10 protein-coding genes and 1 pseudogene are annotated in these 15,514 nt (G+C 69.1%); 8 read left to right on the forward strand and 3 right to left on the reverse strand.

Annotated features, from left to right (window positions below; translation table 11 throughout):
* Nucleotides 1-30: 30 nt before the first annotated feature.
* The 8 genes and pseudogenes from gcvT to MXD64_RS04405 all read left to right on the forward strand — a co-directional run bounded on the left by gcvT (nucleotide 31) and on the right by MXD64_RS04405 (nucleotide 11,139).
* Nucleotides 31-1,176: a glycine cleavage system aminomethyltransferase GcvT gene (gene gcvT / locus MXD64_RS04370; RefSeq protein ID WP_031259689.1), complete on the forward strand. Its 1,146-nt coding sequence runs from the start codon at nucleotides 31-33 to the stop codon at nucleotides 1,174-1,176.
* A gap of 4 nt (nucleotides 1,177-1,180) precedes the next feature.
* The gene (gene gcvH / locus MXD64_RS04375; protein WP_017887079.1) at nucleotides 1,181-1,558 is read left to right on the forward strand and encodes a glycine cleavage system protein GcvH; all 378 of its coding nucleotides are present in this window, start codon (nucleotides 1,181-1,183) and stop codon (nucleotides 1,556-1,558) included.
* Nucleotides 1,555-4,477: pseudogene (gene gcvP, locus MXD64_RS04380) on the forward strand (aminomethyl-transferring glycine dehydrogenase). Before gcvH ends, gcvP begins: the two are co-directional and overlap by 4 nt.
* A 640-nt stretch (nucleotides 4,478-5,117) precedes the next feature.
* On the forward strand, nucleotides 5,118-6,737 hold the full coding sequence (locus MXD64_RS04385) for a peptide ABC transporter substrate-binding protein (RefSeq protein ID WP_140448435.1): 1,620 nt from the start codon (nucleotides 5,118-5,120) through the stop codon (nucleotides 6,735-6,737).
* Nucleotides 6,738-6,961: 224 nt separating this feature from the next.
* Nucleotides 6,962-7,891, forward strand: a complete 930-nt coding sequence (locus MXD64_RS04390) for an ABC transporter permease (protein WP_140448436.1) — start codon at nucleotides 6,962-6,964, stop codon at nucleotides 7,889-7,891.
* Nucleotides 7,881-8,831: an ABC transporter permease gene (locus tag MXD64_RS04395; RefSeq protein WP_140448437.1), complete on the forward strand. Its 951-nt coding sequence runs from the start codon at nucleotides 7,881-7,883 to the stop codon at nucleotides 8,829-8,831. The genes MXD64_RS04390 and MXD64_RS04395 overlap by 11 nt, the downstream gene beginning before the upstream one ends.
* Nucleotides 8,828-10,570: a dipeptide ABC transporter ATP-binding protein gene (locus MXD64_RS04400; RefSeq protein ID WP_263137175.1), complete on the forward strand. Its 1,743-nt coding sequence runs from the start codon at nucleotides 8,828-8,830 to the stop codon at nucleotides 10,568-10,570. The genes MXD64_RS04395 and MXD64_RS04400 overlap by 4 nt, the downstream gene beginning before the upstream one ends.
* Nucleotides 10,571-10,632: 62 nt before the next feature.
* Complete coding sequence (locus MXD64_RS04405) at nucleotides 10,633-11,139, forward strand: PH domain-containing protein (protein ID WP_262118459.1); 507 nt, start codon at nucleotides 10,633-10,635, stop codon at nucleotides 11,137-11,139.
* 104 nt (nucleotides 11,140-11,243) lie between these two features.
* Here MXD64_RS04405 and MXD64_RS04410 read toward each other — a convergent pair whose 3' ends face one another.
* The 3 genes from MXD64_RS04410 to MXD64_RS04420 are packed head-to-tail and all read right to left on the reverse strand — an operon-like array spanning nucleotide 11,244 to nucleotide 15,303.
* A complete protein-coding gene (locus MXD64_RS04410; protein WP_017887072.1) occupies nucleotides 11,244-13,388 on the reverse strand; it encodes an ABC transporter ATP-binding protein in 2,145 nt (714 codons plus the stop codon).
* Entirely contained in the window at nucleotides 13,381-14,319 is a 939-nt protein-coding gene (locus MXD64_RS04415) for an ABC transporter permease (RefSeq protein ID WP_017887071.1), read from the reverse strand. The genes MXD64_RS04410 and MXD64_RS04415 overlap by 8 nt, the downstream gene beginning before the upstream one ends.
* Nucleotides 14,320-14,322: 3 nt before the next feature.
* Complete coding sequence (locus MXD64_RS04420; RefSeq protein ID WP_017887070.1) at nucleotides 14,323-15,303, reverse strand: ABC transporter permease; 981 nt, start codon at nucleotides 15,301-15,303, stop codon at nucleotides 14,323-14,325.
* Between the last annotated feature and the right edge of the window lie 211 nt (nucleotides 15,304-15,514).

Below are 15,514 nucleotides of genomic sequence, written 5' to 3' on the forward strand. Positions count from 1 at the left end.
GGGCCCTGCCGATGCCAGGAGAACTCCGCCATGAGTCCGTCCCCACAGCCCACTCCGGGGCAGCGTTCGTCGCCGCTCGAAGCCGTGCACGAGGCCGCCGGTGCGACCTTCACCGACTTCGCCGGGTACCGCATGCCCGTGCGCTACTCGTCGGACCTCGCCGAGCACCACGCCGTGCGCCAGGCCGCCGGGGTCTTCGACCTGTCCCACATGGCCGAGATCGGGGTGACCGGCACCGACGCCGTCGCCTTCCTCGACCACGCGCTCGCCGGGTCCTTCGGGAAGATGCCGGTCGGTCGCGCCAAGTACTCGCTGCTGCTCGCCGAGAACGGCGGGATCCTCGACGACCTGGTCGTGTACCGGACCGACGACGACGTCTTCCTCGTCGTCGCGAACGCCTCCAACCGTGACGTCGCCGTCGCCGCGCTGACCGCCCGGGCCGACGGCTTCGACGTCGAGGTCTCCGACGACTCCGACACCACGGCCCTCGTCGCCATCCAGGGCCCCGCGGCGGCCGGCACGCTCGACGCCCTCGTCGTCGCCGACCGCCTGCAGCCCGAGACCCCGCTCGACGAGCTCGGCTACTACCGGGTGCTGCACGCGCTGTTCGACGGCGCCGACGTGCTCGTCGCGCGCACCGGCTACACCGGCGAGGACGGCTTCGAGGTCTACACCGACCCGGACACCGCCCCGGTGCTCTGGGACACGCTGCTCGAGGCCGGTGCCGACCGCGGGGTCGTCCCCGCCGGGCTCGCCGCACGCGACACCCTGCGGCTCGAGGCGGGCATGCCCCTGTACGGGCACGAGCTCGGCACCGACGTCCGTCCGGCCCAGGCAGGCCTGGGCCGCGTCGTCGCGAAGGACGGCGAGTTCGTCGGTGCTGCCGGCGTCACCCCGTCCGCGGACGCCCGCGTGCTCGTCGGCCTGGTGACCGAGGGCCGTCGTGCTCCCCGGGCCGGCTACGACGTCGTGCTCGACGGAGCGGTCGTCGGCACCGTGACCTCGGGCGCGCTCTCGCCGACGCTCGGTCACCCCGTCGCGATGGCCTTCGTCGACCCGGCTGCGCTCGCCGCCGCGTCGGACGGGGCACAGGTCCTCCACATCGACGTCCGCGGGACTGCCGTCCCCAGCACGGTCTCCGCGTTCCCCTTCTACCGCCGCGCCTCGAAAGGCTGACCCCATGACCGACCAGACCGCACTCCAGTACACGGCCGACCACGAGTGGCTGCTCGTCGAGGGCGACACCGTCACCGTCGGCATCACCGACCACGCCGCCGAGCAGCTCGGTGACGTCGTCTACGTCGAACTCCCCGCTGTCGGCACCGCCACCACCGCCGGCGACCAGATCGGCGAGATCGAGTCGACCAAGAGCGTCGGCGAGCTCTTCGCCCCGATCGAGGGCGAGGTCGTCGAGGTCAACGACGCCGTCGTCGACACCCCAGACACCGTCAACCAGGACCCCTTCGGTGCCGGCTGGCTCGTGAAGATCAAGGTCGACGGCACTTCGTTCCCCGAAGACCTGATGGACCACGACGCCTACCGGGCCTCCATCGCATGACCGCGTTCGAGAACCTCCAGACGTCCTTCGCCGACCGCCACATCGGCACCACCCCGGCCGACCAGCAGGCCATGCTCGACGTCGTCGGGCAGCCGTCGCTCGACGCCCTGGTCCGTGCCGCGATCCCGGAGTCCATCCACGTCGGCCCCGTCGCCGACTCGGTGATCCCGGCCGCCGTCGGCGAGACCGAGGCGCTCGCCGAACTCCGCGCGAAGGCCGGTCGCAACACCGTCCGACGCGCCATGATCGGTCTCGGCTACCACGGCACCCACACGCCCGCGGTGATCCAGCGGAACGTGCTCGAGAACCCGAGCTGGTACACGGCGTACACGCCCTACCAGCCCGAGATCTCGCAGGGCCGCCTCGAAGCGCTCATCAACTTCCAGACCATGGTGTCCGACCTGACCGGCATGGCCACCGCCGGCGCCTCGATGCTCGACGAGGGCACCGCCGTGGTCGAGGGCATGCTCCTCGCCCGCCGCGCCTCGAAGGTCAAGGGCGACGCGTTCCTCGTCGACGCCGACCTGCTGCCGCAGACCCGTGCGTTGCTCGACCACCGTGCCGATGCCGTGGGCATCACGCTGCGCGCGTTCGACGCCGTCGACGGCCCCAGCGACGAGCAGCTCGACGGTGCGTTCGGCGTCATCCTGCAGTACCCGGGCGCCTCGGGCCGCATCGTCGACCCGTCGTCCGTCATCGAGCGCGTCCACGCCGGTGGTGGCATCGCCGTCGTCGCCGCCGACCTGCTCGCGATGACCCTGCTCGCCAGCCCCGGCGACCTGGGGGCCGACGTCGCCGTCGGCACCAGCCAGCGTTTCGGCGTCCCGCTCGGCTTCGGCGGCCCGCACGCCGGCTACCTCGCCGTGCGCGCCGGCCTGGAGCGCCAGCTGCCCGGTCGCCTGGTCGGGGTGTCCTTCGACGCCGACGGCCAGATGGCCTACCGCCTCAGCCTGCAGACCCGCGAGCAGCACATCCGCCGCGAGAAGGCGACGAGCAACATCTGCACCGCGCAGGTCCTGCTCGCCGTGATGGCGTCGATGTACGCGGTCTACCACGGGCCCGAAGGCCTGCGGTTCATCGCCGGTCGGGTCGCACGGACCACCGGTGCGCTCGCCGCCGTGGCACGCGACGCCGGGGTGGAGGTCGTGCACGACGCGTACTTCGACACGCTCACCCTGCGGGCCGTCGGTCGCGCCGAGACGATCGTCGCGGCAGCGCAGGACGCCGGCTACCTGCTGCACACGGTGGACGCCGACACCTTCCAGCTCTCCGTCGACGAGACGACCACGCCCGACGACGTCGTGGCGCTGGCGGGCGTGCTCGGCGCGGTGGACGTGACGGTCCCCGCGACCGAAGCAGCCGTGCGCGACGCGGCCACGGGCCTCCCGTCCGCCCTGCAGCGCGAGAGCGACTACCTGACGCACCCCGTCTTCAGCGCACACCGCAGCGAGACCCGCATGATGCGGTACCTCAAGCACCTGTCCGACAAGGACTACGCGCTCGACCGCGGCATGATCCCGCTCGGCAGCTGCACGATGAAGCTCAACGCGGCGACCGAGATGGCCGCGGTGACCTGGCCGGAGTTCGCGAACATCCACCCGTTCGCACCGCGTGAGGACGTCGAGGGGTACCTCGACATGATCGGCGACCTCGAGTCGTGGCTCGCCGAGGTCACCGGGTACGACACCGTGTCCCTGCAGCCGAACGCCGGCAGCCAGGGCGAACTCGCCGGGCTGCTGGCCATCCGCGGGTACCACCAGGCTCGTGGCGACGAGGACCGGACGGTCTGCCTGATCCCGTCGAGCGCGCACGGCACGAACGCCGCATCCGCGGTGCTCGCCGGGATGAAGGTCGTCGTGGTGGCCTGCGACGAGAACGGCAACGTCGACCTCGAGGACCTCCGGGCCCGCGTCGCCGCCAACGCCGACACCCTCGCAGCGCTGATGATCACGTACCCGTCCACCCACGGCGTCTACGAGCACGACATCCGCGAGATCTGCGACGCCGTGCACGACGCCGGCGGCCAGGTCTACGTCGACGGCGCGAACCTCAACGCGCTGCTCGGGCACGCCCGCTTCGGCGACTTCGGCGGCGACGTGTCGCACCTCAACCTGCACAAGACCTTCTGCATCCCGCACGGTGGTGGCGGCCCCGGCGTGGGTCCCGTCGCCGCGAAGGCACACCTGGCGCCGTTCCTGCCCGGGCACCCGTTCGCGCAGCAGGCCGACCGGCGCTCCGGTGCGACGACGGCCGACGCCGACGACCGCCTGGCGCACGCCGGCGGGCCGGTCAGCGCGGCGCCGTACGGCAGCCCGAGCATCCTGCCCATCACGTGGACCTACGTCCGGATGATGGGGCTCGAGGGCCTCACCCGTGCGACCGAGGCCGCCGTGCTCGGGGCGAACTACATCGCGTCCCGCCTGCGCGAGGCGTTCCCGGTGCTGTACACGGGCGACGACGGGCTCGTCGCACACGAGTGCATCCTCGACCTCCGACCGCTGCGGGACACCACGGGGATCACGGTCGACGACGTCGCGAAGCGCCTGGTCGACTACGGGTTCCACGCGCCGACGATGTCGTTCCCGGTCGCGGGCACGCTCATGGTCGAACCGACCGAGAGCGAGGACCTCGCCGAGCTCGACCGCTTCGTCGACGCCATGCTCGCGATCCGGGCCGAGGCCGCAGCGGTCGAGCGCGGAGAGTGGCCGGCGGACGACAACCCGCTCGTGCACGCGCCGCACACCGCCTCGTCGGTGATCTCGGGGGAGTGGGCGCACGCCTACACCCGCGAGCAGGCCGTCTACCCGCTGCCGGGCATCAGCGGCCGGAAGCTACTGGCCGCCGGTGCGCCGCATCGACCAGGCGTACGGCGACCGCAACCTGGTGTGCGCCTGCCCGCCGATCGAGGCGTTCGCCTGATCCGGTCGGGCGCCGACACCCTGTGGTGATCGTCGCCGAGTGATTCGTGCCCCGTGCCTCGTGCCCTGCCTCGTGCCCCGTCCGGTTCTTCCGGGCGGGGCACGGTCACATCCGGACGGAAGGTGCCGGTCTGTGTCCCGGTCCCGGTCCCGGTCTCGATCTGGGGGCCGGCCTTGCCCGGTCTGGCCCGGCCTTGCCCGGTCCGGGTGCGACTCGCCCCGGCCCGCTGCGTCGGGTGGCCACGACACCCCGCTCAGTTCCGCCGAGTGGTCACGAATCGTCGTCCGGGCCTCCGCCGAGCGACGATTCGTGACCACTCGGCGGTGCACTCGCGGCATGTCGTGACCGCGGACCAGTGCCCCGGAGCCGTACCCCTGAGCGATGCTTGGCCGTCCCCCGACTTGCACAGAACTGTGCCGGAGTGCAACAGATTTCATGCGGATGCAACAAAAACGCACCCTTCACCTGAGTGCGCGCGAATCTTGCATCGTCTCGCAAGGATCGTGCAAGTTGGTTACCGGCGTGTAACCGTTCGCTCCAGGGTTTGGACGCCACTGTTCACCTTGCCTACGCTGCAAAGGTCAAACGCGCCCGGGTGACACAGCTGTGCCCGAACGCGTCCCATGCACCAGGAGGAACCTTGATCAAGAAGCGCGCCGGGCTCACCGCCCTCGCCGTGCTCGGGGCCACAGCACTCGCCCTGACCGCCTGCTCCAGCAACAGCTCCAACGGGGGTGGCTCGGCGAACGCGTCCGGGATCGTCACCACGAACGGCACCGAGCCGCAGAACCCGCTGATCCCGTCGAACACCACCGAGACCGGTGGCGGCAAGATCATCGACTCGCTGTTCGAGGGCCTCGTCTCGTACGACGCCGACGGCAAGCCCGTCAACGAGGTCGCGAAGAGCATCGACACCGATGACTCGAAGACCTTCGACATCAAGCTGAACACGAACTACACGTTCACGAACGGCGAGAAGGTCACGGCCGAGTCGTTCACGAAGGCGTGGAACTGGGCTGCCCAGAAGTCCAACATCCAGGGCGCCAGCTACTTCTTCGAGAACATCGAGGGGTACAACGCCGACAAGGACTCCGAGCTCACCGGCCTCAAGGTCGTGAGCGACGACGAGTTCACCGTGACGCTGAAGTCGGCCCAGTCGGACTTCCCGCTCTCGCTCGGCTACTCGGCCTTCGTGCCGCTGCCGTCCGCGTTCTACAAGGACACCAAGGCGTTCGGTGAGAACCCGATCGGCAACGGTCCCTACAAGCTCGACGGCAAGAAGGCCTGGACGCACAACTCCTCCATCAAGCTCGTCACCAACAAGGACTACGAGGGCAAGCGCAAGCCGAAGAACGGTGGTCTGACGATCACGTTCTACTCCTCGCCGGCCACCGCGTACTCCGATGCCCAGGGCGGCAACCTCGACGTCCTGGACCAGGTTCCGGACAGCTCGTTCGAGACGTACAAGTCCGACTTCCCGGACTCGAACGTCAACAAGCCGGCTGCCATCTTCCAGGCGATCTACCTTCCGTACTACCTCGACCACTGGAAGGGTGAAGAGGGCGCCCTGCGTCGCGAGGCCGTCTCGATGGCCATCAACCGCAAGCAGATCACCGACAAGATCTTCGACGGCACGCGCACCCCGGCCAAGGACTTCACCTCGCCGGTGATCGCCGGCTGGAACGACGACCTCGAGGGCTCCGACGTCCTGGACTACAACGAGTCCGAGGCCAAGAAGCTCTGGGCCGAGGCCGACAAGATCTCGAAGTACAACGACACGCTCACCATCACGTACAACGCCGATGGTGGCCACGAGGCCTGGGTGACCGCGGTCACGAACTCGATCTCGAACACGCTCGGCATCAAGGCCGAGGGCAACGCGATCCCGACGTTCCAGGAAGCCCTGGACCTGCAGACGAACGACAAGCTCACGGGCGGCAGCCGCACCGGTTGGCAGGCCGACTACCCGTCGCTGTACAACTTCCTCGGCCCGACCATGGGCAAGGGTTCGTCGAACAACTACTCGCGGTACGACTCCAAGGAGTACAACGCGCTGCTCGCCAAGGGCCGCTCGGCTGCCACCGTCGAAGAGGGCAACAAGTCCTTCGATGAGGCACAGGAACTGCTGTTCAAGGACCTGCCCGAGATCCCGCTCTGGTACCAGAACGTCACCGGCGTCTGGAACGCCGACAACGTGTCGAACGTCAAGTTCGGCTGGAACTCGGTGCCGCTGTTCTACGACATCGAGGTCAAGAACTGACCCTGGTCTCGTAGAGACCACCACGCGAGCAGGTATCCTGCCTCGCGGCCACCGGACGGGGGTTCGGGGACCACACGGTTCCCGAACCCCCGTACCGCGGCGGCAAGACCTTCCCCCACACCGCGGGCGCCCTCCCGCACCGGACTTCCGTGCCGACCCTCGGACCGTCCACCCCTCACCACAATGAACCTGATCGACATCGCTCCGGACCGGGCAGTGATCTGATGCTCTGGTACCTCGGCAAGCGCCTCCTGCAACTCATCCCCGTGTTCTTCGGGGCCACGTTCCTCATCTACTTCATGGTCTTCTCGCTGCCCGGTGACCCGATCGCCGCGCTGTTCGGCGACCGGCAGCCGTCGCCGCAGGTGATCGAGCAGCTCCGGCAGCAGTACAACCTCGACAAGCCGTTCATCGTCCAGTACCTGCTCTGGATCGGCGGCGTGTTCCGTGGTGACCTCGGCCTGACGTACTCGGGGCTGCCAGTCAGTCAGCAGCTCGCCTCCGCCTTCCCGATCACCGCTCGCCTGGCGATCCTGGCGCTGCTGTTCGAGTCGGTCGCCGGCATCGTCGTCGGTGTCATCGCTGGCCTGCGCAAGGGCAAGCTGTTCGACGCCACCGCGCTCGTCGTGTCGCTGCTGCTCATCTCGGTCCCGACCTTCGTCGTCGGGTTCCTGCTGCAGTACGTCTTCGGCATCAACCTCGGCCTGTTCCGCGTGACGGTGTCGAGCGACGCACCCTGGGACGAGCTGGTCCTGCCGGCCATCGTCCTCGCGACCGTCTCGTTCGCCTACATCGTGCGTCTGACCCGCGCGAGCGTCGCCGAGAACATGAGCGCGGACTTCGTCCGCACCGCGACGGCCAAGGGTCTCCCGCGTCGTCGTGTGATCGGTGTGCACATCTTCCGCAACTCGCTCATCCCCGTGGTGACCTACCTGGGTGTGGACATCGGCAACCTGATGGTCGGTGCCATCGTCACCGAGGGCATCTTCAACATCCACGGTGTGGGCGGCACGGTCTTCCAGGCCGTCAAGCTCGGCGAAGGACCGACCGTCGTGTCGTTCGTCGCCGTGATGGTCATCATCTTCATGCTCGCCAACCTCCTGGTCGACCTGCTCTACGCCGTCCTGGACCCGAGGATCCGCTATGCCAAGTAACGCCGCACCCCGTTCGGCGACGCACTACGTCGCCCCGATCGAGGAAACCCCGCTCCAGGCGGTCGACCAGGTCAACGAGGACGAGAAGACCCGTTCACTCTGGACCGACGCGTGGGACTCCATGCGCACGCGTCCGACCTTCTGGATCTCCTCGGTCCTGATCCTGCTGATCATCGTCGTGGCGATCTTCCCGGGGCTCTTCGCCCACGTGGACCCGTCGAAGGCGAACCTGAACAACAGCAACGAAGGACCCCGAGCCGGGCACATCCTCGGGTTCAACCGTCAGGGCTACGACGTCTACGCGCGCGTGATCTGGGGCGCCCAGAACTCGCTCATCGTCGGTCTCGTCGCGACGATCCTGGTCTCGATCGTCGGCATCGTCATCGGGTCGCTGGCCGGATTCTACGGCGGCTGGCTCGACACGATCGTGTCCCGCATCGGCGACATCTTCTTCTCGATCCCCACCGTGCTCGGTGCGATCGTGATCATGTCGGTGATCCCTGCTCGGAACGCCGTCACGGTGTCCCTGGTCCTCGCCGCGTTCGCGTGGCCACAGATCGCTCGCATCATGCGCGGGGCTGTGCTCAGCGCGAAGCAGTCGGACTACGTCATGGCCTCGGCCGCGCTCGGCGTCAGCCGCTTCAAGACGTTGGTCCGGCACGTCATCCCCAACTCGCTGGCTCCGGTCATCGTCGTCGCAACCGTGTCGCTCGGCACGTTCATCGTGGCGGAGGCGACCCTGTCCTTCCTCGGTATCGGGTTGCCGCCTTCGGCGCTCAGCTGGGGCCTCGACATCGGGACGGCGCAGACGTCGATCCGCACGAACCCGTCGACGATCTTCTGGCCGTCGGCAGCCCTGTCCATCACCGTGCTCGCGTTCCTGCTCCTCGGCGACGTGGTGCGCGATGCGCTCGACCCGAAGGCGAGGGCCCGCCGATGAGCGAGACACTGACCCAGCCGAACAGCCGCCGTACCGGCGGTTCCGGCGCCCCGCTGCTCGAGATCACCGACCTGCAGGTCGGCTTCAAGACCCAGAGCGGCCTCGTGCAGGCCGTCCGCGGCGTGAGCCTCACCCTCGAACAGGGCGAGCGTCTGGCCATCGTCGGCGAGTCCGGTTCCGGCAAGTCGACCAGCGCCCAGGCGATCATCAAGCTGCTGGCTGGCACCGGTGAGGTCACCGGCGGCTCGATCAAGTTCAACGGGCGCGAGCTCGTCGGGCTGAGCGACAAGGAGATGTCGGAGATCCGCGGGAAGGAGATCGGCTACGTCCCCCAGGATCCGATGTCGAACCTCAACCCGCTGTGGTCGATCGGCTTCCAGGTCGAAGAGGCCATCCGTGCGAACGGCATGGCGACCGGCAAGGCCGCCGTCCGCGCCCGCGCGGTCGAGGTCCTGCAGGAAGCCGGCCTCGGCGACGCGTCGACCCGCCTGAAGCAGTACCCGCACGAGTTCTCCGGCGGGATGCGGCAGCGCGTGCTCATCGGCATCGGTCTGTCGAGCCGCCCGCAGCTGCTCATCGCCGACGAGCCGACGAGTGCGCTCGACGTCACGGTCCAGCGCGTCATCCTCGACCACCTCGAGACCCTGACCCGCGACTTCGGCACCTCGGTGCTGTTCATCACGCACGACCTCGGCCTCGCTGCCGAGCGGGCCGAGAAGCTCGTCGTGATGTACAAGGGACAGGTCGTCGAGGCCGGCCCCTCCAAGGAGATCCTGGCCAACCCGCAGCACCCGTACACGCAGCGCCTCGTCGCGGCGGCCCCCTCGCTGGCCAGCCGTCGCATCCAGTCGAAGGTGCAGCACCAGCGGATCGACATCGCCGACACCGGCAGTGACGACGCCGAGCTCATCGCCCGCGCCCAGGAGCGCGAGCACCGTCCAGCCGAGGACCTCATCGTGGTGAAGAACCTCGAGAAGGTCTACAAGCTGCGCGGCAAGAGCCTCGCCACGCGGGAGCTCAAGGCCGTCGACGACGTGTCGTTCTCGATCCAGAAGGGCACCACCACGGCGCTCGTCGGCGAGTCCGGTTCGGGCAAGTCGACCGTCGCGAAGCTCGTCCTGCAGCTCGAGAGCATCACGAGCGGCACCGTGCAGTTCAACGGCATCGACATCGGCGCGCTGAAGGGCAAGGACCTCTTCGACTTCCGCCGCCGTGTGCAGCCGGTGTTCCAGGACCCGTACGGCTCCCTGGACCCGATGTACAACGTCGGGAACACGATCGCCGAGCCGCTCGCCACGCACAAGGTGGGCGACAAGGCCTCGCGCCGTGCCCGGGTGCTCGAGCTCCTCGACCAGGTCGCGCTCCCGAAGTCGATGGTGAACCGCTACCCGAACGAGCTGTCCGGTGGTCAGCGACAGCGCATCGCCGTCGCTCGCGCGCTGGCGCTCAAGCCGGAGGTCATCGTCCTCGACGAGGCCGTCTCCGCGCTCGACGTGCTCGTGCAGGGCCAGATCCTCGACCTGCTCACCGAGCTGCAGACCGAGCTCGGCCTGACGTACCTGTTCATCACGCACGACCTCGCGGTCGTCCGCCTCGTCGCGGACAACGTGTGCGTCATGCGTCGTGGGCAGATCGTCGAGAAGGCGACGACCGACGAGGTCTTCGCCGCCCCGAAGGAGCAGTACACGAAGGACCTCCTGGCCGCCATCCCCGGCGCCGGGTTCGAGTTCGGACGCTGATCCCCCTGGACACGAACGAGGCCGGACGCCCCCTCGTCCTCCGCGCTGGTCGCGGGGGCGCGGTGGCGGCCGGCCTCGTCGCCGTCCTGGGCGTCTTCCTGCTGGGCGACGCCGCGTTCCGGGGGAGCTGGGACGTCGTGCTCCGCGCCGCCGGCCCGATCGCCGTGCTCGTCTGGGCGCTCTGGGTCCTGACCTTCCGCCCGTGCATCGTCATCGACGACCGTGCGGTCACGGTGCTCAACCCGCTCCGCCGCACCGTGGTGCCGTGGCACGCGGTCGCCGACGTCCGGCTCCGCTGGCAGATCGTGATCGAGACGGTCGCCGGACGCAAGGTCCAGTGCTGGGGCGGCCCGTCGCTGCCGCGGCCGAAACCCGCCCGACGCGGCGAGCGTGCCGTGCTGCGCCAGCCCGACGAGATGACGGTCCTGCTCGACCGATGGTCTGAGCGCCGCGCGGCGACCGGCACCGGTGATGCCGTGCGCGGCTGGGACGCGCCGGCACTGGCGGTCGGCGCTGCTGCGCTGACGCTGCTCGCCGCCTCGCTGCTCAGCCTGTGGCTGGGAGCCTGACGCGGCTCGCGATCGCGACCACACGACGGACGGGAGGCCCGGTACCAGCTGGTACCGGGCCTCCCGTCCGTCTGCTGGTCACGTCCACGACGTGACCAGCGTCGTCAGACGACCGCGCCGACCCGCTCGGTGAGCAGGTGCTCCTGGTCGGTCTGGATGCAGGCGACGCCACGGCCGTGCACGGGCTCGAGGCCCGGGTCGATGGTGCGGCACTGCTCCTGCCGGCCCTCGTCGAGGAGCTGGTAGAGCGGGCAGCGCGTGCGGAACCGGCAGCCGTCGATGCGCTCCGTGGGGGAGGGCAGGTCGCCCTCGAGCAGGATGCGCCCGCGGGCGGCCTCGGCCATCGGGTCCGGCACCGGGACAGCCGACAGCAGGGCCCGCGTGTACGGGTGCTGCGGGTCCGAGAAGACCGCGTCCCCGTCGCCGTACTCGACGATGCGGCCGAGGTACATGACGGCGACGTCGTCGGCGATGTGCCGGACGACGGACAGGTCGTGCGCCACGAACAGGTAGGACAGGCCGAGACGGTGCTTGAGGTCCTCGAGCAGGTTGATCACACCTGCCTGCACCGAGACGTCGAGTGCGGACACCGGCTCGTCGAGCACCAGGATCTTCGGCTCCACGATCAGCGCGCGGGCGATGCCGATGCGCTGCCGCTGGCCACCCGAGAACTCGTGCGGGTACCGGTCGATGTAGGTCGGCTCGAGGCCGACCAGCTCGAGCACCTCGCGCACGCGCCGACGGATCTCGTCCTTCGCGACGCCGTGCACCGTGAGGGGTTCGCCGATCACCGAACCGATGTCGAGGCGCGGGTCGATCGACGCCATCGGGTCCTGGAAGACCACCTGGATGTCGCGGCGCAGGGCCAGACGGTCCTTCTTGGAGAGCGAGGCGGTGTCGACGCCGTTCACCCGGATGGTGCCGTGCTGGGCGCCGGCGAGTTCGAGGATCTCCATGATCGTCGTCGTCTTGCCGCAGCCGGACTCGCCGACCAGGCCGAGCACCTGCCCGCGCTTGAGCGTCAGGGAGATGCCGTCCACCGCGTGCACCTCGCCGATCTGCCGGCGGAACAGTGCGCCCTTGGTGAGCGGGAACGTCTTGACCACGTCGTCCAGTTCGAGCACGACGTCGTCGCCGTGGTCGACGCTGGCCTCGGGGACGTCCTCGGGGCGGGGGAAGATCTCCGAGCGCTCGAGGGTGCCCGCGGCGATCTCGTCGCGGCGGATGCACGCGGCGGTGTGCTCGTCGAGCAGGGTGCCGTTGCCGATCGTCTGCACGGCGCCGGTCATGACCGGGTTGTCGGCGCTCTGCGGCACCGTCGTCGCGACGAGGGCGGGTTCGCCGTCGCGGCAGGCGTCGAGGACGGCGGGGCAGCGGTCGGCGAACGGGCAGCCCGTCGGCTTCTGCGTCAGCAGGGGCGGGCGGCCGTCGAGCGGGACGAGCCGCTCGGTGCGGGCGGAGGTCATGTTCGGCATCGAGCGGAGCAGCCCGATCGTGTACGGCATCACCGGCTCGCGGAACAGCGGCAGGACCGGTGCCGTCTCGACGATCCGGCCGGCGTACATCACGGCGACGCGGTCGGCGTTGCCGGCGACGACGCCCAGGTCGTGCGTGATGAGCACGACGGCCGCACCGGTCATGTCCTTCGCGGTCTGCAGCACGTCGAGGATCTGCGCCTGGATCGTCACGTCGAGGGCGGTGGTCGGCTCGTCGGCGATGATCAGCTTCGGGTCGTTCGCGATGGCGATCGCGATCATCGCGCGCTGCCGCATGCCGCCGGAGAACTCGTGCGGGAACGCGTCGAGCCGTCGCGCCGGGTTCGGGATGCCGACGATGCGCAGCAGTTCCTCGGCGCGGGTGCGCGCGGCGTGCGCGGTCAGCGACCGGTCGTGCAGGCGCAGGCCCTCGACGATCTGCTGCCCGATCGTGTACACCGGCGTCAGGGCGGACAGCGGGTCCTGGAACACCATCGCGATGTCACGACCGCGCAGCGCCGACATCTCACGGTCGTTCTTGCCGACGAGCTCCTGCCCGTCGAAGCGGATGCTGCCCTGCACCTGGGCGGACGACGGCAGCAGGCCCATCACGGCCATCGAGGACACCGACTTGCCGGACCCCGATTCACCGACGATGCCGAGGAACTCGCCGGGGGCCACCGAGTAGTCGACACCCCGGACCGCGTAGACGGGCTTGGTCTTCGGGTTGAACGTGACCGACAGGTCGGACACGGTGAGCAGCGGCTCAGTCACGGTTGGCTCCGGAGGTGGGGTCGATGGCGTCGCGCAGGGCGTCGCCGAGCAGGCTGGTCGAGAGCACGGTCGCGACGAGGGTCGCTGCGGGCAGGACGAAGAGCCACGGGCGGGTGACGGCCGACTGGCTGCCGGCGGCGAGCAGGGTGCCGAGCGAGACGTCGGGGATCTGGATGCCGAAGCCGAAGTAGCTGAGGGCGCTCTCGGAGAGGATCATCGCCCCGACACCCAGCGTCGCGTCGATGATGAGCAGCGATGCCACGTTGGGCAGGATGTGCCGTCGGATGATGGTGAACGAGGGCACACCCATGAACCGGGCGGCCTTGACGTAGTCGCGCTCGCGCAGGGACATCGTCTGCCCCCGGATCACCCGGGCCATGATCATCCAGCCGAAGATCGCCAGCCCCACGATGAGTGCGAGCCAGCTGAGGTTCTTGAACAGCGGGCTGAGGAGCACGAGCGCGTAGAACGACGGGATCACCAGGAGCAGGTCGATGCCCCAGACGAGCGCCCGGTCGACGAACCCACCGAAGTACCCGGCGACGGCGCCGACGATGCCGGCGATGAGGGTCGCGGCCGGTCCGGCGATGAGTCCGATGAGCAGCGACTTCTGTAGGCCGACCAGAGTCTGCGCGTAGATGTCCTGGCCGATGTCGTTCGTGCCGAACCAGTGCGCGGCGCTCGGCGGCATGCCGAAGGCCAGCCCGTCGGAGTCGGAGGCGTTCCAGTGGTACAGGTGCGGGCCGACGAACGCCCAGAGGATGATGAGCAGCAGCGCACCGCCGCCGATGCGCGCGCGCCAGGTGCCGAACACCTTGCGCCAGAGCGGGGTGCGGCCGCCCTTCACCTCGATGACGTGCGCCGGCGTCCCGGCGTTGCCGTCACCGGGGTCACCGGCGGTGGTCGTGGTCGTGGGGTCGAGAACAGACACGGGTCACACCCTCACTCGCGGGTCGAGCGCGGCGTACAGCAGGTCCGCGAGGGTCCCTGCGATGAGCACGAGGATCGCCGTGAAGAGGATCGTGCCCGCTGCCGCGTTGATGTCGTTGTTCGTGATGCTCTGGATGAAGTACTCACCCATGCCGTGCCAGCTGAAGACCAGCTCGGTGATGCTCGCACCCGTCAGGATCAACCCGAACGAGTAGGCGAAGAAGGTCGACATCGGGATGAGGGCGACCCGCACGCCGTGGCGCATGATCGCCGATCCGCGCGTGCGGCCCTTCGACCGGGCGGTCCGGATGAAGTCGTTCGACAGCACGTCGAGCATCGCGGAGCGCTGGTAGCGCGAGTACGACGCGACGGCGCCGACCGTCAGCGAGATCGTGGGTAACAACAGGTGCACGAGTCGGTCGCCGAGCACCGGGAAGAACCCGCTCACCCCCGGCGTGTACTCACCGGTGAAGCTGATCACCTGTGCGCCGACGCCCTGGTTGAGGGAGGTCGCCAGGATCATCAGCACGACCGCGATCACGAACGGCGGGGTCGCGAGCACCGTGAACGACGCGTAGGTCGAGACCTGGTCGGACACCTTGTACTGCCGGACTGCGTTCCAGACGCCGAGCAGCACGCCGAAGAGCGCACCGAGCAGGGTGCCGATCACGAGCAGCCGCAGGCTCGTCCCGGACCGGGCGATGATGTCGGCCGTCACCTCGGTGCCGCGCGAACTCATGCCGAGCGACCCGTGCGTGACCAGGCCGACCCACCAGTCCCAGGTGCGGACGAGGATGGGGGTGTTCGGATCGGCGCCGAGCTTGCGGAGCGACGCGTCGATGGTGCCCTGCGGCACGGCCGGGTTGCGCCCGAGGAACCGGGCGGCCGGGTTGAGCGTCGTGCTGGCGAGGATGTACCCGAGCGTGGTCGCCACGATCGTCAGGACGATGTAGTTGACGATCCGCTTTGCGATGAAGGCGAGCATGTGGTTGGTGACCTCTGGGTGCGGCCGTCCGTCCGGACGGCGTTGTCGGTGGCGACAGGCTAGCCGGTCCGGACGGCGGGGTGGGACAACGGAAGTGACGTTATGCAACATTCGTTACGAGCGTGTTTCGATTCCTCGCAGAGACCCTTGTGCAGCCTTCGGATGTGGCTAGGGTTCTCAACCAACAGACGCGACGGCGGGGCCGCCGCGG

This window comes from Curtobacterium sp. Arg-1 (genome assembly GCF_025643395.1).
GTDB classification, from domain to species: domain Bacteria; phylum Actinomycetota; class Actinomycetes; order Actinomycetales; family Microbacteriaceae; genus Curtobacterium; species Curtobacterium poinsettiae.